The sequence below is a fragment of the Streptomyces sp. NPDC102258 genome, assembly GCF_055584685.1.
The window spans coordinates 113,131-131,056 of the sequence record NZ_JBVJLO010000018.1 but is presented as its reverse complement, the minus strand read 5'-3'; the positions used below and the strand labels follow the sequence as shown (position 1 = coordinate 131,056).

At 71.5% G+C, this 17,926-nt stretch carries 16 protein-coding genes; 9 read left to right on the top strand and 7 right to left on the bottom strand.

Features of this window, described 5'->3' with window-relative positions; genetic code table 11:
- Window positions 1-147: 147 nt before the first annotated feature.
- The 6 genes from gap to pgi all read left to right on the top strand — a co-directional run bounded on the left by gap (window position 148) and on the right by pgi (window position 6,017).
- Window positions 148-1,152: a type I glyceraldehyde-3-phosphate dehydrogenase gene (gene gap / locus ACZ6ZT_RS26790; RefSeq protein WP_469722485.1), complete on the top strand. Its 1,005-nt coding sequence runs from the start codon at window positions 148-150 to the stop codon at window positions 1,150-1,152.
- A gap of 130 nt (window positions 1,153-1,282) precedes the next feature.
- Entirely contained in the window at window positions 1,283-2,494 is a 1,212-nt protein-coding gene (locus ACZ6ZT_RS26785; protein ID WP_469722484.1) for a phosphoglycerate kinase, read from the top strand.
- 6 nt (window positions 2,495-2,500) lie between these two features.
- Complete coding sequence (tpiA, locus tag ACZ6ZT_RS26780; RefSeq protein ID WP_469722483.1) at window positions 2,501-3,289, top strand: triose-phosphate isomerase; 789 nt, start codon at window positions 2,501-2,503, stop codon at window positions 3,287-3,289.
- Between the two features lie 163 nt (window positions 3,290-3,452).
- Window positions 3,453-3,683, top strand: a complete 231-nt coding sequence (secG, locus tag ACZ6ZT_RS26775; protein WP_469722538.1) for a preprotein translocase subunit SecG — start codon at window positions 3,453-3,455, stop codon at window positions 3,681-3,683.
- A gap of 180 nt (window positions 3,684-3,863) precedes the next feature.
- Complete coding sequence (locus ACZ6ZT_RS26770) at window positions 3,864-4,199, top strand: RNA polymerase-binding protein RbpA (RefSeq protein WP_078950560.1); 336 nt, start codon at window positions 3,864-3,866, stop codon at window positions 4,197-4,199.
- Window positions 4,200-4,364: 165 nt separating this feature from the next.
- On the top strand, window positions 4,365-6,017 hold the full coding sequence (gene pgi / locus ACZ6ZT_RS26765) for a glucose-6-phosphate isomerase (protein ID WP_469722536.1): 1,653 nt from the start codon (window positions 4,365-4,367) through the stop codon (window positions 6,015-6,017).
- A gap of 55 nt (window positions 6,018-6,072) precedes the next feature.
- Here the strand turns inward: pgi and pgl are convergent, their stop codons facing one another.
- The 5 genes from pgl to tkt all read right to left on the bottom strand — a co-directional run bounded on the left by pgl (window position 6,073) and on the right by tkt (window position 12,834).
- Entirely contained in the window at window positions 6,073-6,852 is a 780-nt protein-coding gene (gene pgl, locus ACZ6ZT_RS26760; protein ID WP_469722481.1) for a 6-phosphogluconolactonase, read from the bottom strand.
- A 99-nt stretch (window positions 6,853-6,951) separates the two neighbouring features.
- Window positions 6,952-8,049: a glucose-6-phosphate dehydrogenase assembly protein OpcA gene (gene opcA / locus ACZ6ZT_RS26755; RefSeq protein ID WP_469722479.1), complete on the bottom strand. Its 1,098-nt coding sequence runs from the start codon at window positions 8,047-8,049 to the stop codon at window positions 6,952-6,954.
- A complete protein-coding gene (gene zwf / locus ACZ6ZT_RS26750; RefSeq protein ID WP_469722477.1) occupies window positions 8,046-9,572 on the bottom strand; it encodes a glucose-6-phosphate dehydrogenase in 1,527 nt (508 codons plus the stop codon). Before zwf ends, opcA begins: the two co-directional genes overlap by 4 nt.
- Window positions 9,573-9,577: 5 nt before the next feature.
- Window positions 9,578-10,696: a transaldolase gene (gene tal, locus ACZ6ZT_RS26745; RefSeq protein ID WP_469722476.1), complete on the bottom strand. Its 1,119-nt coding sequence runs from the start codon at window positions 10,694-10,696 to the stop codon at window positions 9,578-9,580.
- 35 nt (window positions 10,697-10,731) lie between these two features.
- Window positions 10,732-12,834: a transketolase gene (tkt, locus tag ACZ6ZT_RS26740; RefSeq protein WP_469722475.1), complete on the bottom strand. Its 2,103-nt coding sequence runs from the start codon at window positions 12,832-12,834 to the stop codon at window positions 10,732-10,734.
- 312 nt (window positions 12,835-13,146) lie between these two features.
- Here tkt and ACZ6ZT_RS26735 point away from each other — a divergent pair, with 312 nt between their 5' ends.
- The 3 genes from ACZ6ZT_RS26735 (at window position 13,147) to ACZ6ZT_RS26725 (ending at window position 15,751) form a co-directional block, all read left to right on the top strand.
- Window positions 13,147-14,097 carry a heme o synthase gene (locus ACZ6ZT_RS26735; protein WP_469722535.1) on the top strand — a complete coding sequence of 317 codons (951 nt, stop codon included), beginning with the start codon at window positions 13,147-13,149 and terminating at the stop codon, window positions 14,095-14,097.
- A gap of 24 nt (window positions 14,098-14,121) precedes the next feature.
- Complete coding sequence (locus ACZ6ZT_RS26730) at window positions 14,122-14,481, top strand: hypothetical protein (protein ID WP_469722474.1); 360 nt, start codon at window positions 14,122-14,124, stop codon at window positions 14,479-14,481.
- Window positions 14,482-14,608: 127 nt separating this feature from the next.
- Window positions 14,609-15,751: an amidohydrolase gene (locus ACZ6ZT_RS26725; protein WP_469722473.1), complete on the top strand. Its 1,143-nt coding sequence runs from the start codon at window positions 14,609-14,611 to the stop codon at window positions 15,749-15,751.
- A 43-nt stretch (window positions 15,752-15,794) separates the two neighbouring features.
- Here the strand turns inward: ACZ6ZT_RS26725 and ACZ6ZT_RS26720 are convergent, their stop codons facing one another.
- Window positions 15,795-16,784, bottom strand: coding sequence for a COX15/CtaA family protein (locus ACZ6ZT_RS26720; RefSeq protein ID WP_469722472.1), 990 nt, complete (start codon window positions 16,782-16,784; stop codon window positions 15,795-15,797).
- A 4-nt stretch (window positions 16,785-16,788) separates the two neighbouring features.
- The gene (locus ACZ6ZT_RS26715) at window positions 16,789-17,925 is read right to left on the bottom strand and encodes a hypothetical protein (protein WP_469722471.1); all 1,137 of its coding nucleotides are present in this window, start codon (window positions 17,923-17,925) and stop codon (window positions 16,789-16,791) included.
- Window position 17,926 lies beyond the last annotated feature (1 nt).

The following is a 17,926-nucleotide window of genomic DNA, read 5'->3' as shown; positions in this document are numbered from 1 at the left end:
GCGGGGGTCTCCCCACGCAGAGGGGGAGTGTCCGGCTCCCGTCGATGTCACTCCCAAGCTCACGGAGAGGTAGGGTCGTAAGCGGTCGGGGACATCCCATACAGCTCGCCGGCGGACAGGCCGGCGCACCAACGAGGAGATCGGTTCGTGACGATCCGCGTAGGCATCAATGGTTTTGGCCGCATTGGCCGCAACTACTTCCGGGCGCTCCTGGAGCAGGGAGCGGACATCGAGATCGTCGGTGTCAACGACCTGACTGACAACGCGACCCTGGTGCACCTGCTCAAGTACGACACCATCCTGGGCCGCCTCAAGGCCGAGGTCTCCCACACCGCCGACACCATCACGGTGGGCGGCAACACCTTCAAGACCTTCGCCGAGCGCGACCCCGCGAACCTGCCCTGGGGCGAGCTGGGCGCCGACATCGTCATCGAGTCGACCGGCATCTTCACGAAGAAGGCCGACGCCGCGAAGCACATCGCCGCGGGCGCCAAGAAGGTCCTCATCTCGGCTCCGGCCAAGGACGAGGACATCACGATCGTGATGGGCGTCAACCAGGACAAGTACGACGCGGCCCAGCACCACGTCATCTCCAACGCCTCCTGCACCACCAACTGCGTGGCGCCGATGGCCAAGGTCCTCCTGGAGAACTTCGGCATCGTCAAGGGCATGATGACGACGGTCCACGCGTACACGAACGACCAGCGCATCCTGGACTTCCCGCACTCGGACCTGCGCCGCGCCCGCGCCGCCGCCGAGAACATCATCCCGACGACCACCGGTGCCGCGAAGGCCACCGCCCTGGTCATCCCGGAGCTCGCGGGCAAGCTCGACGGCATCGCGATGCGCGTCCCGGTCCCCACCGGCTCCGTGACCGACCTGGTCATCGAGCTGGAGCGCGAGGTGACCAAGGACGAGGTCAACACCGCTTTCCAGAAGGCCGCCGAGGGCCAGCTCAAGGGGATCCTCGACTACACCGAGGACGCGATCGTCTCTTCCGACATCGTGAACTGGCCGGCCTCCTGCACCTTCGACTCCTCCCTGACCATGGTCCAGGGCAAGAGCGTCAAGGTCATCGGCTGGTACGACAACGAGTGGGGCTACTCCAACCGTCTCGTCGACCTCACCGTCTTCGTCGGCGGTCAGCTCTAAAAACGTAGGGCAAGGCACCATCATGTGAGCACAGGGTCCGGCAGCGCGACGATGCGCCGCACGGGCCCTGTCGCTTGCCTCGCCCTCCCTCCTCGCCCTTCGGGTGAAGCGCTCAAAGGAGTAGAAACACATGAAGACGATCGACGAACTTCTCGCCGAAGGCGTCCGGGGCAAGCGGGTCTTCGTCCGCGCCGACCTCAACGTGCCGCTGGACGGGGGCCGGATCACCGACGACGGCCGCATCCGTGCCGTCCAGCCCACCCTCGCGAAGCTCGCCGAAGCCGGCGCCCGCGTGATCGTGGCCTCGCACCTGGGCCGCCCCAAGGGCGCCCCGGACCCGGCGTTCTCGCTCGCCCCGGCCGCCGCCCGCCTCGGCGAGCTGCTCGGCACGGAGGTGGCCTTCGCCACCGACACCGTGGGCGCCTCCGCCAAGGAGACCGTCGCCGCCCTCGCCGACGGGCAGGTGGCCGTCATCGAGAACCTGCGCTTCAACGCCGGCGAGACGTCGAAGGACGACGCCGAGCGCGGCGCGTTCGCCGACCGGCTCGCCGAACTCGCCGACGTCTACGTGGGCGACGGCTTCGGCGCCGTCCACCGCAAGCACGCCTCGGTCTTCGACCTGCCCGCACGCCTGCCGCACGCGGCCGGCTACCTGATCGCCACCGAGGTCGGCGTCCTGAAGAAGCTGACCGCCGAGGTCAAGCGCCCGTACGTGGTCGTCCTCGGCGGCGCCAAGGTCTCCGACAAGCTCGCCGTCATCGACGAGCTGCTCGGCAAGGCCGACCGCCTGCTCATCGGCGGCGGCATGGCGTACACCTTCCTCAAGGCCAAGGGCTACGAGGTCGGCATCTCCCTGCTCCAGGAAGACCAGCTGGACAAGGTCACCGAGTACATGGAGCGGGCCGAGAAGAACGGCGTCGAGCTGGTCCTGCCGGTCGACGTCCTCGTCTCCTCGGAGTTCCCCGACCTGAAGACCAAGGCCCCGGCCGACTTCGAGACCGTCGCCGCGGACGAGATCCCCGCCGACAAGGAGGGCCTGGACATCGGCCCCAGGACGCGTGAGCTCTACGCGTCCAAGATCGCCGACGCCGGCACCGTCTTCTGGAACGGCCCGGTCGGCGTCTTCGAGCACCCCGATTACGCGGACGGCACCAAGGCCGTCGCGCAGGCCCTCGTCGACAGCGGCGCCTTCACCGTCGTCGGCGGTGGCGACAGCGCGGCCGCGGTCCGCATCCTGGGCTTCGACGAGAACGCCTTCGGTCACATTTCCACCGGTGGTGGCGCCAGCCTCGAATACCTCGAAGGCAAGACGCTCCCCGGCCTCGCCGCCCTGGAGGGCTGAACCCCTATGACCGCTGCTGCCCACGGCCGCACCCCGCTGATGGCGGGCAACTGGAAGATGAACCTCAACCACCTTGAGGCCATCGCCCACACCCAGAAGATCGCCTTCTCGCTCGCCGACAAGGACTACGACGCCGTCGACGTGGCGGTGCTCCCGCCCTTCGTCGACCTGCGCTCGGTCCAGACCCTGGTCGACGCCGACAAGCTGAAGATCAAGTACGGCGCGCAGGACATCTCCGCGCACGACTCCGGCGCCTACACCGGCGAGATCTCCGGCCCGATGCTCGCCAAGCTCGGCTGCACCTTCGTGGCCGTCGGCCACAGCGAGCGCCGCCAGTACCACGGCGAGAGCGACGAGCTCTGCAACGCCAAGGTCAAGGCCGCGTACAAGCACGGGCTCACCCCGATCCTGTGCGTCGGCGAGGGCCTGGACGTCCGCAAGGCCGGCGAGCAGGTCCCGCACACGCTGAAGCAGGTCGACGGCGGCCTGGCGGGCCTCCCCGCCGAGCAGGCCGAATCCCTCGTGATCGCGTACGAGCCCGTCTGGGCGATCGGGACCGGCGAGGTCGCCACCCCCGAGGACGCCCAGGAGGTCTGCGGCGCGATCCGCGGCCGTCTCGCGGAGCTGTACTCCCAGGAGCTGGCCGACAAGGTCCGCATCCAGTACGGCGGCTCCGTGAAGTCCGGCAACATCGCGGCGATCATGGCCCAGCCGGACGTCGACGGCGCCCTGATCGGCGGCGCGGCGCTGGACGTGGACGAGTTCGTCAAGATCGTCCGCTTCCGCGACCAGTGACGCGACCAGTGAGTATGCGGTAGGACGGATCCGTCGTACCCTTGCGGGGGCCAGGGGGCTGCGATCGGCAGCCGGCTGGCCCCCGTGCTCGTCGCAGCACCCGGGGAAGCCCTGGAAAAGCCGAAAGCCCAGAATGCCCAGAAAGTAGGAACCAGCCGTGATTATGGGGTTCGAGATCGCCCTGGTCGTCTTCAGCGCCCTGCTGATGCTGCTCGTGCTGATGCACAAGGGCAAGGGCGGCGGCCTGTCCGACATGTTCGGCGGCGGCATGCAGTCCTCGGTCGGCGGTTCCTCCGTGGCAGAGCGCAACCTCGACCGCATCACCGTCGTGATCGGGCTCCTGTGGTTCGCCTGCATCGTGACGCTCGGCCTGCTCACGAAGTCGGCCAGCTGACCGTTCTGGCCATTGTGCCGGTCCCGTCGGCTCCGCCCGGCCTATCATGAGGTCCGGCGTCCACGCCCGGAGCAAGTAACTCCGGTTGCTGGACGCGCGTTGGGCCTTACGTAGACTGGGGCGCCCGCAGCGGACACCCCCCGCACGCTCCGCGGCACCATCACGCAGGGAGTTACGACCGTGGCAAGTGGCAACGCGATTCGTGGAAGTCGGGTCGGAGCCGGGCCGATGGGCGAGGCCGAACGCGGTGAATCCGCGCCCCGCCTGCGCATCTCCTTCTGGTGCTCGAACGGGCACGAGACGCAGCCGAGCTTCGCCAGCGACGCGACCGTGCCGGACACCTGGGACTGCCCGCGCTGCGGCTTCCCGGCCGGCCAGGACCGGGACAACCCGCCCGCGCCGCCGCGCACCGAGCCCTACAAGACGCACCTCGCGTACGTGCGCGAACGCCGCACCGACGCCGACGGCGAGGCCATCCTCGCCGAGGCCCTCGCCAAGCTGCGCGGCGAGATCTGAGACCCGGCGACGGCCGGGACCTCCTCAAGAGCGCATGGGGGCCCGGCCCGTGGGAAAGCGAATCCCGCGGGCCGGGCCCCTTTTTGTCCGTTGTCCGCCCTCCCATCCCTTAGGTTTGGAGGCGGCGGGGCACAACAGGACGGAAGAAGTGGGTTGATGTCCGAGATGAACGCAGACAGCCGTACGAAGCTCAACCGGACGCCGCAGTGGAACGCACTCGGCAAGCACCGCGAAGAGCTGGGCACCACGCATCTGCGGGAGCTGTTCGAGGCGGACCCGGACCGCGGCACCGGGTACACCCTGCGGGTCGGGGACCTGCACATCGACTACGCGAAACACCTCGTCACCGACGAGACGCTCGCGCTGCTGCGCGAACTGGCCGAGGCGACCGGCGTGGCCGAACTGCGCGAGGCCATGTTCCGCGGCGAGAAGATCAACACCACGGAGGACCGGGCGGTCCTGCACACCGCGCTGCGCGCGCCGAAGGGCACCGTCGTCAAGGTCGACGGCGAGGACGTCGTCCCCGGCGTGCACGCGGTCCTCGACAAGATGGCCGTCTTCTCCGACCGGATCAGGTCGGGGGAGTGGACCGGCTCCACCGGCAAGCGCATCAAGAACGTCGTCAACATCGGCATCGGCGGCTCCGACCTCGGTCCGGCGATGGCGTATGACGCCCTGAAGGCCTTCTCCGACCGCGAACTGACGGTCCGTTTCGTCTCCAACGTCGACGGCGCCGACCTGCACGAGGCCGTGCGCGACCTCGACCCGGCCGAGACGCTGTTCATCATCGCCTCGAAGACCTTCACCACCATCGAGACCATCACCAACGCCACCTCGGCGCGGAACTGGCTGCTCACCGAACTTCGGGCCGGCGAAGACGCCGTCGCCCGGCACTTCGTGGCGCTGTCCACCAACGAGGAGAAGGTCTCCGAGTTCGGCATCGACACGGCCAACATGTTCGAGTTCTGGGACTGGGTCGGCGGCCGCTACTCCTTCGACTCGGCCATCGGGCTCTCGCTGATGATCGCCATCGGCCCGGACGCCTTCCGCGAGATGCTGGCCGGCTTCCACCTGGTCGACGAGCACTTCCGCACGGCGCCCCCCGAGGAGAACGCGCCGCTGCTGATGGGCCTGTTGGGCATCTGGTACGGGGCCTTCTTCGACGCGCAGTCGCACGCGGTCCTCCCGTACAGCCACTACCTCTCCCGTTTCACCGCCTACTTGCAGCAGCTGGACATGGAGTCCAACGGCAAGTCCGTGGACCGCGAGGGCGATCCGGTGGAGTGGCAGACCGGCCCGGTGGTGTGGGGCACGCCCGGCACCAACGGGCAGCACGCGTACTACCAGCTGATCCACCAGGGCACCAAGGTGATCCCGGCGGACTTCATCGGCTTCGCCCGGCCCGTGGCCGACCTGCTGCCGGGCCTGGTGGCCCAGCACGACCTGCTGATGGCCAACTTCTTCGCCCAGACGCAGGCCCTGGCCTTCGGCAAGACCGCCGACGAGGTCCGGGCGGAGGGCGTCCCCGAGGAACTCGTCCCGCACAAGACCTTCCAGGGCAACCACCCGACGACGACGATCCTCGCCCCCGAACTGACCCCGTCGGTCCTGGGGCAGCTCATCGCCCTCTACGAGCACAAGGTGTTCGTCCAGGGCGCCGTGTGGAACATCGACTCCTTCGACCAGTGGGGAGTCGAGCTGGGCAAGGTGCTCGCCAAGCGGCTGGAGCCGGCCCTGACCGAGGGGGCGGCCGTCGCGGACCTGGACCCCTCGACGCGGGCGCTGGTGGCCACGTACCGGGAACTGCGCGGCCGCTGAGGCCGCATACGAGAGCGCCCCGCACCGGCCGGTGCGGGGCGCTCTCGCATACGGGTCAGGACGTCGGCGGATACAGCCCGGCCGGCAGCTTGGCCGCGGCCGCGCGGTCCAGCAGCCACAGGGTGCGGCTGCGGCCGTGGACGGCCGCCGCCGGGGCCTGGACCGCGCCCGCGCCGCCGAGGGCCACGGCCACCGCGGAGGCCTTGTCCTCGCCGGCTGCCAGCAGCCACACCTCGCGGGCCGCGCAGATCGCGGGGAGCGTCAGGGAGACCCGGGTCGGCGGGGGCTTCGGCGCACCGTGCACCCCGACGACCGTGCGGTCCGTCTCACGGGCCGCCGGGTGCTCCGGGAACAGGGACGCCACGTGCGTGTCGGGGCCCACGCCCAGCATCAGCACGTCGAAGGTGGGGACCGGGCCGTGGTCCTCCGGGCCGGCGGCGCGGGCCAGTTCGGCGGCGTACGCGGCCGCGGCGGCGTCCACGTCCGCGCCGTACGGGCCGTCGGAGGCGGGCATCACGTGCACGCGCGCCGGGTCCACCGGGACGGAGTCCAGCAGGGCCTCGCGGGCCTGTACGTGGTTGCGCTCGGGGTCGTCGGCGGGAACGTAGCGCTCGTCGCCCCACCAGAGGTCGATGCGGGACCAGTCGACCGCGTCCCGGGCGGGGGCGGTGGCCAGGGCCGCGAGCAGGCCGTTGCCGTTGCGGCCGCCGGTCAGCACGACGGAGGCGCTGCCGCGGGCGGCCTGCGCGTCCACGATCTTGGTGATGAGCCGGGCCGCGGTGGCCTCGGCCATAAGCTCCTTGTCCCGGTGGACGACGACCTGGGGAGTCGTCATACCCATGTGGTGCCGCCTTCTTGGTAGTTCGTGAGGGGGCGCGGCGCCGCCGCGCGGAGCCTCCCCGGGTCGGGGCGGCTCCGCGCGGCGGGCGGCCGGCTACTTGGCCCGGGCCTTCTTCGGCACCGGCTTGGCGACCGGCTCCGGGGCCTCGGGCCCCGGTGCGTCCCCGGAACCGGAGTCGGCCCCGGAGTCGCCCTCGGCCGCGGCCTCGGAGTCCGCCTTGGCGGCCCGGGTCTTGGCGGCCGGAGCCGCCTTGGCCGGAGCGGCCGTTTCCAGGCGGGCCACGCCGAACTTCAGCGAAGCCTCGTACGTGTTGTCCGGGTCCAGCCGGCGCAGCTCCTCCGCCAGCAGCTCGGCCGTCTCGCGGCGCTTGAGCGCCACCCCGCGGTCGGGCTGCCCCGGCATGCACAGCGTCGCCAGCGAACCGTCGGCGCGGTCCAGGACGATGGTGCCGTCCTTGGTCTCCATCCGCACCGCCGTCAGTCCGGGCCCGCCGGTCAGCGCGCGGTGGACCGGGACCCCGAGACGGTCCGCCAGCCACATGGCCAGCAGCTCGCAGCTCGGGTTCTCGTCCTCGCCCTCGACGCTCGCCGAGAGGACCGACAGGTTCTGCTGCTGGTCCAGCGCGGCGGCCAGCATGGAGCGCCAGGGCGTGATCCGGGTCCAGGACAGGTCCGTGTCACCCGGGGCGTACGTCTCCGCCCGGACGCCGAGCGCTTCGATCGGGCGCTCGGAGGAGTAGGTGTCCGTGATCCGGCGCTGCCCCAGCGCGCCCAGCGGGTCGCCCGCCAGGTCGCCGGGAGCGCCTTCCGGCCACCAGACGACCACGGGGGCGTCGGGCAGCAGGAGGGGGAGCACCACCGACTGGGCATGGTTGACCAGTTCGCCGTGCAGGCGGAGCACGACCGTCTCCCCGCTGCCGGCGTCCGCCCCGACACGGACTTCCGCGTCGAGCCGGGCGTCACGGCGACTGCGCGGAGAGCGGCTGACCCGCTTGACCACGACGACGATCCGCGAGGGGTGTTCGTGGGACGCGTCGTTCGCCGACTTGAGCGCGTCGTACGCGTTCTCTTCGTCGGTCACGATCACCAGCGTGAGGACCATGCCGATGGCCGGCGTGCCGATGTCCCGGCGTGCCTGCACCAACGCGGCGTTGATCTTGCTGGAGGTGGTCTCCGTGAGGTCGATCTTCATGGCCGGCGCCAGCTCCGTCCGTCTCGTGCGAGCATCTCGTCCGCCTCGACCGGTCCCCAGGTGCCCGCCGGGTACTGCGCGGGCTTGCCGTGCTTGTCCCAGTACTGCTCGATCGGGTCGAGGATGTTCCAGGAGAGCTCGACCTCCTGGTGGCGCGGGAAGAGGTTCGCGTCACCCAGCAGGACGTCGAGGATCAGCCGCTCGTAGGCCTCGGGGCTGGACTCGGTGAAGGACTCGCCGTAGGCGAAGTCCATCGTCACGTCCCGTACCTCCATGGAGGTGCCCGGCACCTTGGAGCCGAAGCGGACCGTGATGCCCTCGTCCGGCTGGACCCGGATGACCAGGGCGTTCTGCCCCAGCTCCTCGGTCGCGCCCGATTCGAACGGCAGGTACGGCGCCCGCTTGAAGACCACCGCGATCTCCGTCACCCGGCGGCCCAGGCGCTTGCCCGTGCGCAGGTAGAACGGGACGCCCGCCCAGCGGCGGTTGTTGATCTCCAGCCGGATGGCCGCGTAGGTGTCGGTCTTGGACTCGGGGTCGATGCCGTCCTCTTCGAGGTACCCGACGACCTTCTCGCCACCCTGCCAGGCCGCCGAGTACTGGCCGCGCACCGTGTGCTTGCCCAGGTCCTCGGGCAGTTCCACGGCGGTCAGCACCTTGAGCTTCTCGGCCACCAGCGCCTTGGGGTGGAAGGAGCCGGGCTCCTCCATCGCGGTCAGCGCCAGCAGCTGGAGCAGGTGGTTCTGGATGACGTCGCGGGCCGCGCCGATGCCGTCGTAGTAACCGGCCCGGCCGCCGATGCCGATGTCCTCCGCCATGGTGATCTGCACGTGGTCGACGTACGACCGGTTCCAGATCGGCTCGAACATGGTGTTGGCGAAGCGGAGCGCCAGGATGTTCTGGACGGTCTCCTTGCCGAGGTAGTGGTCGATCCGGAAGACCTCGTCACGGGGGAAGACCTCGTGGACGACCTGGTTGAGCTCCTGCGCGCTCTTGAGGTCGTGGCCGAAGGGCTTCTCGATGACGGCGCGCCGCCAGGATCCTTCCTTCTGGGCCAGGCCGTGGTCCTTGAGCTGCTGGACCACCTTGGGGAAGAACTTCGGCGGCACCGAGAGGTAGAAGGCGAAGTTGCCTCCCGTGCCCTGGGCCTTGTCGAGTTCCTCGATCGTCGCCTTCAGCGTTTCGAAGGCGGAGTCGTCGTCGAAGTCGCCCTGGACGAAGCGGCAGCCCTGCACCAGCTGCTGCCAGACCTCTTCGCGGAAGGGGGTGCGCGAGTGCTGCTGCACCGCGTCGTGCACCACCTGGGCGAAGTCCTCGTCCTGCCACTCGCGGCGGGCGAAGCCGATCAGGGAGAAGCCCGGCGGCAGCAGGCCGCGGTTCGCCAGGTCGTAGATCGCGGGCATGAGCTTCTTGCGCGACAGGTCACCCGTAACGCCGAAAATGACCAGGCCGGACGGCCCCGCGATGCGCGGGAGCCGCCGGTCCTGTGCGTCACGAAGCGGGTTCGCTCCGTTTGCTGACAAAATACTCAGTCCTCCGCGGGGGCGAGGCGCTTGAGCTCCGCCTCGGTCGACTTCAGCAGGTCGTTCCACGACGCCTCGAACTTCTCGACGCCTTCGTCTTCGAGCAGCTGCACCACATCGTCGTACGAGATGCCCAGCTTCGCTACCGCGTCGAGCTCGGCGCGCGCCTGCTCGTAGGTGCCGCGGATGGTGTCCCCGGTGACCTCGCCGTGGTCGGCGGTGGCCTCCAGGGTGGCCTCGGGCATGGTGTTGACGGTGCCGGGGGCGACCAGGTCCACCACGTACAGGGTGTCCTTGTACGCCGGGTCCTTCACGCCGGTCGACGCCCACAGCGGGCGCTGCTTGTTGGCGTGCGCCTTGTCGAGCGCGGCCCAGCGCTCACCGGAGAAGACCTCTTCGAAGGCCTCGTAGGCCAGACGGGCGTTGGCGAGGGCCGCCTTGCCCTTCAGGGCCTTCGCCTCGTCGGTGCCGATGCCGTCCAGGCGCTTGTCGATCTCGCTGTCCACGCGGGACACGAAGAAGGAGGCCACCGAGTGGATCTTCGAGAGGTCCAGGCCCGCGGCCTTGGCCTTCTCCAGGCCCGCCAGGTAGGCGTCCATGACCTGGCGGTAGCGCTCCAGGGAGAAGATCAGGGTCACGTTGACGCTGATGCCCCGGCCGATGACCTCGGTGATCGCGGGCAGGCCGCCCATGGTCGCCGGGATCTTGATCAGGGTGTTCGGGCGGTCCACGAGCCAGGCCAGCTGCTTGGCCTCGGCGACGGTCGCCTTGGTGTTGTGGGCCAGGCGCGGGTCGACCTCGATCGAGACCCGGCCGTCCTGGCCCTCGGTCGCGTCGAAGACCGGCCGCAGGATGTCGGCGGCGTCGCGGACGTCCGCCGTGGTGATCATGCGGATGGCTTCCTCGACGGTCACCTTGCGGGCGGCGAGGTCCGAGAGCTGCTGGTCGTAGCCGTCGCCCTGGCTGATGGCCTTCTGGAAGATCGACGGGTTGGTGGTGACACCGACCACGTGCTGCTGGTCGATCAGCTCGGCGAGGTTGCCCGACGTGATGCGCTTGCGGGACAGGTCGTCCAGCCAGATCGCCACGCCCTCGTCGGAGAGGCGCTTGAGTGCGTCTGTCATCGGAATTGCATCTCCTACTGGTTCTGGTACCGGTCTCAGCGCGCGGCGGCGGTGATGGAGTCCTTGGCGGCTGCGGTCACGGCTTCGGCGGTCAGGCCGAACTCGCGGAACAGGACGGCGCCGTCGGCCGAGGCACCGAAGTGCTCCAGCGAGACGATCCTGCCCGCGTCCCCGACGTAACGGTGCCAGGTCAGGCCGATACCGGCCTCGACCGCGACGCGCGCCTTCACGGACGGGGGCAGCACGCTGTCCTTGTACTCCCGATCCTGCTCCTCAAACCACTCGACGCACGGCATCGAGACCACGCGGGCCGGGACGCCCTCGGCCTGGAGCGCCTCGCGGGCGGCCACGGCGAGCTGGACCTCGGAACCGGTGCCGATCAGGACGACCTGCGGCTGCGTGGCCCGGCCCTCGGCGTCGGTGGCCTCGAAGAGCACGTACCCGCCCTTGGCGGCGTCCTCGTTGCGGTCGTACGTCGGTACGCCCTGACGGGTGAGCGCCAGACCGTGCGGGGCGCCCTTGCCGTACACCTTGGTGTGACGGCGCAGGACCTCGCGCCAGGCGATGGCCGTCTCGTTCGCGTCGGCCGGCCGGACCACGTTCAGGCCCGGGATGGCGCGCAGCGCGGCGACGTGCTCGACGGGCTGGTGGGTCGGGCCGTCCTCGCCCAGGCCGATGGAGTCGTGCGTCCACACGTACGTCACCGGCAGGTGCATCAGGGAGGACAGGCGCACGGCGTTGCGCATGTAGTCGGAGAACACCAGGAAGGTGCCGCCGTAGATACGGGTGTGGCCGTGCAGCGCGATGCCGTTCATGGCGGCGGCCATGGCGTGCTCGCGGATGCCGAAGTGGATGGTGCGGCCGTACGGGTCGGCCTCCGGCAGCGGGTTGCCCACCGGCAGGAACGAGGAGTTCTTGTCGATGGTGGTGTTGTTGGAGCCGGCCAGGTCGGCCGAGCCGCCCCACAGCTCGGGGATGATCGGGCCGAGCGCTTCGAGCACCTTGCCGGAGGCCGCGCGGGTGGCGACGCTCTTGCCGGTCTCGAAGGCGGGGATCGCGTCCTCCCAGCCCGCGGGGAGCTCGTTGGAGTTGATGCGGTCGAAGGAGGCCGCGCGCTCGGGGTTGGCGGTGCGCCAGGCGGAGAAGTCCTTCTCCCAGGCGGCGCGGGCCTCGCGGCCGCGGTCCACGGCCTCGCGGGTGTGGGCCAGGACCTCGTCGGAGACCTCGAAGGTCCGCTCCGGGTCGAAGCCGAGCACGCGCTTGGTCGCGGCGACCTCGTCCTTGCCGAGCGCCGAGCCGTGGGCGGCCTCGGTGCCCTGGGCGTGCGGGGCCGGCCAGGCGATGATCGAGCGGACCGCGATGAAGGAGGGGCGCTCCGTCTCGGCCTTGGCGGCCTCGAAGGCGGCGTACAGGGCCTTCGGGTCCAGGTCGCCGTCGGCCTGCGGGGCCACGCGCTGGACGTGCCAGCCGTACGCCTCGTAGCGCTTGAGGGTGTCCTCGGAGACGGCCGTCTCGGTGTCGCCCTCGATGGAGATGTGGTTGTCGTCCCACAGCAGCACGAGGTTGCCGAGCTTCTGGTGGCCGGCCAGCGCGGACGCCTCGTGGGAGATGCCCTCCTGGAGGCAGCCGTCACCGGCGATCGCGTAGATCATGTGGTCGAAGGGGGAGGTGCCCGGGGCGGCCTCCGGGTCGAACAGGCCGCGCTCGTAGCGGGAGGCCATGGCCATGCCCACCGCGTTGGCCACGCCCTGGCCGAGCGGGCCGGTGGTGGTCTCGACGCCGGCCGTGTGGCCGTACTCCGGGTGGCCGGGGGTCTTGGAGCCCCAGGTGCGGAACGACTTGAGGTCGTCCAGCTCCAGGCCGAAGCCGGCCAGGTAGAGCTGGGTGTAAAGGGTCAGGGACGAGTGCCCCGCGGAGAGCACGAAGCGGTCACGGCCGACCCACTCGGGGTCGGACGGGTCGTGCCGCATGACCTTCTGGAAAAGGGTGTACGCGGCGGGGGCCAGGCTCATCGCCGTACCGGGGTGGCCGTTCCCGACCTTCTGGACCGCGTCCGCGGCCAGGATGCGGGCGGTGTCGACGGCCCGCTGGTCCAGTTCGGTCCACGCGAGCTCTGTGCTGGTCGGCTTGGTGCTCACCGTTGGTCAGGGCTCCTCTCCACATGTTGAATTCCCGGTGTCGAACGACGCACCGGCGCGATTCCGAGCCTACCCCCGCCGGGGCGTGCGCCTATTCGAGTGCCGAGGTGCGTCGCCGGGTCGGTGTCCGGTGTTCACCGGGCGTCCCCGCGCGGGGGTCGCCCCGTCCGGTCCGATCGGCCCAACACGAGGCGACCCCCGCGCGGGGCGACCGAAGTGCAACGTCTAGAGTGGCGTGGTACGCGCAAGCCTTTACCGGCCCTCCATGTCCTGGGGGGTGCGAGTCGGAGCTTGCTGGATTCTCTCTCAGGGGTGTGCGTGACGGCCGTCGAATCCCGTCCAGCGGGGGTGCTCGGGACGAGCCCCGGTCACCGGCCGTTCGGGGCCCGGGTCATGGCTTTCGTGGCATTGACCAAGCCGCGGATCATCGAACTTCTGCTGATCACCACAGTGCCGGTGATGTTCCTGGCGGAGCAGGGGAACGTGCCCTCGCTGTGGCTGGTGCTCGCCACCTGCTTCGGCGGTTACCTCTCCGCGGGCGGCGCCAACGCGCTGAACATGTACATCGACCGCGACATCGACGCGCTGATGGACCGTACGGCCCAGCGGCCGCTGGTGACCGGCATGGTGAGCCCGCGCGAATGCCTGGTCTTCGGCATCACCCTCGGGGTGGTCTCCACCCTGTTCTTCGGGCTGCTGATCAACTGGCTGTCGGCCGCGCTCGCGCTGGGCGCGCTCCTCTTCTACGTCGTCGTCTACACGATGCTGCTGAAGCGGCGCACCGCGCAGAACATCGTCTGGGGCGGGATCGCCGGCTGCATGCCGGTCCTGATCGGCTGGTCGGCCGTCAAGAACGAGGTCTCCTGGGCCGCGGTCATCCTCTTCCTCGTCATCTTCTTCTGGACGCCGCCGCACTACTGGCCGCTGTCCATGAAGGTGAAGGACGACTACGCGCGGGTCGGCGTGCCGATGCTGCCGGTCGTGGCGGGCAACAAGGCCGTCGCGAAGCAGATCGTCCTCTACAGCTGGGTGATGGTCGCCGTCTCGCTGCTGCTCACCCCGCTGGGGTACACCGGCTGGTTCTACACCTCGGTCGCGCTGCTGGCCGGCGGCTGGTGGCTGTGGGAGGCGCACGGGCTGAACGCCCGGGCCAAGGCCGGGGTGACGGGCGCGAAGCTGAAGGAGATGCGGCTGTTCCACTGGTCGATCACCTATGTGTCGCTCCTGTTCGTCGCCGTCGCCGTGGATCCCTTCCTCCGCTGATTACTCGCCGGTAGCATGCTCTCCATGGGAGAGACCACGCAGAGCACGCAGGCCGCGGAGAGCGCGGACAAGAAGCAGAGCCGCACGGCGGCGAAGCTGGCCCGGCAGATCGGCGCGTTCGCCAAGCGGCACGGCGGCGCCGAGGGCCAGCTCGCGTACATCGGCCAGGCCGGTACCCGGATCGTGCTCGTCGGCACCGACGGCGGCTGGGGCGACCTGGTGGCCCCGAGCCAGGCCGCCGCCCGGCTCGCCGCCGAGAAGGCCGGGCTGACCCTCCACGACGAGTTCGACGGAGAGTTCGCCGCCCGCGTGCGGACCGGCCCGTACGAGTGGTCGCGCATGGCCGGCATCCAGCTGGGCGGGCCCGCCAACCCGGCCGCCTGAGGCCGCCGCGCCCCGCTCGGTTTTCCTCCGGGCGGACTCGGTCAACAGCGCGAGCGGTACTTCATACCCCGCTCACCCGTTAGGACGTGTGGAAGCCCCTTCCTCACGTCCGCAACGGGATGCCCGGATGATCGAAACGCCGCCCCTGGTGGACCAGTACTGCCACGGAGTGCTCCGCACGGAGCTGGGCCTCGCCACCTTCGAGGCCCAGCTGATCGACTCGGCCGGCCCGCCCGCCGCCGGCACCACCTTCTTCGACACCCAGACCGGCTTCGCCGTACGCCGCTGGTGTCCGCCCCTGCTGGGGCTGGAGCCGCACTGCGCGCCCGCCCGCTACCTGGCCCGGCGCCGCGAGCTGGGGGTCGCCGAGACCGGGCGGCGGCTGCTGCGGGGCTCGGGAGTGGGCGCGTACCTGGTCGACACGGGCGCGGGCCGGGACGCCGGTGCGGCGGGCGCGGCCGACTCGGCGGCCGACCTCGGCGGCCCCGAGGAACTGGGCCGCGCCGGGAACGCGCCGGCGTACGAGGTGGCCCGGCTGGAGTCGCTCGCGGAGCAGGCCGCCGACACCTCCGGGACGGTCGCCGCCTTCCTGGCCAACCTGGGCGCCGCCGTCCACCACGCCGCCGCCTCGGCCGTCGCCTTCGGCTGCGGGGCCGCCACCGGGTACGCCCGGGCGCTGGAGCGCGATCCCGGGCCGCCCGGGCCCGGAGAGGTGCGCGGGGCGGCCGGGCGCTGGCTCGCCGGGCGGGGCCGGGGCGGGGCGGTGCGGGAGCCCGTACTCCTGCGGCACCTGCTGTGGAGCGCCGTCGCCACCGGGCTGCCGCTCCAGCTGCACACCGCCGGGCGCGAGTCCGGGCCGCCGACGGCCCCGCTGACCGGGTTCGTCCGGGCCACCGCGGGTCTCGGGGCGCCGCTGGTGCTGCTCGGCGGCTACCCGCACCACCGGCACGCGGCCCGGCTGGCGGCGGCGTACCCGCACGTGCACGCCGATCTGGGCCCCGCGCTCGCGGCGACCGGGGCCCGGGCCGCCGCCGTCCTGGCCGAAGTGCTGGAGCTCGCGCCCTTCGGGAAGCTGCTGTTCTCCAGCGGGGGCCGGTGCCTGCCGGAGCTGCACGCGGTCGGCGCCCTGGTGTTCCGGGAGGCGCTCGGCCGGGTCCTGGGCGGCTGGGTCAGCGACGGGGCCTGGTCCTGGCGGGACGCGGACCGGGTCGCGGCGATGCTCGCGGCCGGCAACGCCCGGCGCGTCTACCGGCTGGACGAGCGGGGCTGAGCCCCGCCGCCCGCCCTGGACCCCGTACGGGCCCTCGGCCGCTTCAGACCGCCGAGAGCCGCGCGTCGTCCCGCGCCGGGGCCTGCGCCGCAGCGACGGGGCGCTCGCGCAGGCTCAGCACCACGCGGAGCACGGAGATCCACACCAGGCAGGAGCCCAGCATGTGCACGGCGACCAGGACCTCGGGCAGCTTCGTGAAGAACTGGACGTAGCCGACCGCGCCCTGGGCGAGCAGCACGACGAGCAGGTCACGGGCGCGGGCCCGGGTGTCGGCGGGGGCGTCCGCCACGCGCAGCAGCAGCCACATCGCGACGGCGAGCGCGCAGACCAGCCAGGCGGCGACGGCGTGCACGTGGGCGGTGGCCGCCCAGTCGAACGGCATGCGCTTGATCTCGCTGCTGTCACCGGCGTGCGGGCCGGAGCCCGTGACGACCGTACCGGCCGCGATCAGCACCAGGGTGGCCGCGATCAGGGCCCAGGAGAGCCGGCGCACCGGGCCCGGTACGCGGGGGCGCGGGGCGCCGTCGCCCTCGCCGGTGCGGTGCCAGGTGACGGTGGTGACGGTGAGCAGGGCGGTGGCGAGCAGGAAGTGGCCCGCCACGCTGTACGGGTTGAGCCCCGTCAGGACGGTGATGCCGCCGAGGACCGCGTTGCCCATCACGAGGGCGAACTGGAGCCAGCCGAGCTTCGTCAGCGAGTGCCGCCACGGCTCGGCCGAGCGGGCCGCGAGGATGATGGCGCCGACGGCCGCGCAGAGCACGTACGTCAGCATGCGGTTGCCGAACTCGATCGCCCCGTGGAAGCCCTGTTCCTGCGTCACGATGAGGCTGCCGTCGGTGCACTTGGGCCAGGTGTCGCAGCCGAGGCCGGATCCGGTGAGCCGCACCGCGCCGCCGGTGACGACGATGACCACGCTCATGACGAGCGCGGCGAGCGCGGCACGCCGGACGGTCCGGGGCGAGGGGGTCCAGCGGCTGGCGAGGTACGCGAAGGGGTTCGACACGGCCCCTATCGTAAAGGCCCCCTTGTGCAAACTTTCACGAGGGGGTCGCGGTGGGTGCGTCGGGCCCGATGACCAGGCGGAACCTGGCCCCGGCCGGGTCGCCCTCGGCGTGCCACCAGACCCGGATCCGCCACAGGGCGGCGTCCCCGGGGTAGTCCGGGGAGTCCATGAACCCCCGGACCACCTCGGCCGCCACGTCCTCGGCCGTCCGGTCGCGCACCTCGGCGGAGCCCTGCCACGGCGGGGGCGCGGGCGCCCACAGCCCGTCGGCGCCGCGCACCTCGATCCGCCACACCGCGCGCCAGGGGGTGACCTCCAGCATCGTGGACACCTGCTCGGCCTCCAGGCCCAGCCGGGCGGCGATCTCCGCCTCGGGCACGCCCTGGATCCGGGCCGCCACCACCGCCTGCGGGAGCAGCCGCTCGGGCAGCAGCCCCTCGGCCCGCAGGCCCGCCAGCGACTCGAACGCGAGGAAGCGCAGCCGCAGTTCCAGCTGCCGGCCGATGTGGTCCAGGGCCTCTTCGGCCTCCTGCGCCGCCTCGGCCCCGGGACCGGCGAGCAGCAGCCGGCGGAACCCGGCCTCGGCGTCCACCGCCCAGGCGACCGCGTCGGAGGCGGAGCCCAGCTCGGCGAGGCGGTCGCCGAGGAAGACCTTGGCCTGGGCGAGCCCGCGCCGGTTGACCGGGTCCTCCTGGTCCAGGGAGGCCCACACCTCGACGGCGGTCCGGGTCAGATCGCGGGCGCGCTCGCCGGCCGCCCGCTCCATCGGGCCCGGGCCGCTCTCGCCGCCCTCGCCCAGCGGCCACCGGGGCAGCCGGTCGGCGTCGCTCAGCGGCCAGGCCAGCCAGACCCCCTGGTTGATCAGGCTCCGCGCGTACCACCGGGCGTACTCCGGAGCGTGTCCGGCGGCCCGCCGCGCGTGGTGCAGCCCGTCCTCGATGGCGGCCAGCGCCCCGGCCCGGTCCCCGGCCGCGAACCGGCGGGCCGCGAGGTCGCCCAGGCGCAGCCCGAGCCGGGCCGCGCACTCGGCGTCGGTCCGGGCGGGCTCGCGCAGCGCGCCGATCAGCTCGGCGAGCAATCGGTCGGCCTCGCCGGGATCCGCCCGCGCGGCCCCGGAGCGGATCCGCGCCCACTGCCCGTCCAGCCGCAGAACGGCTTCCCGCTGCGCCATG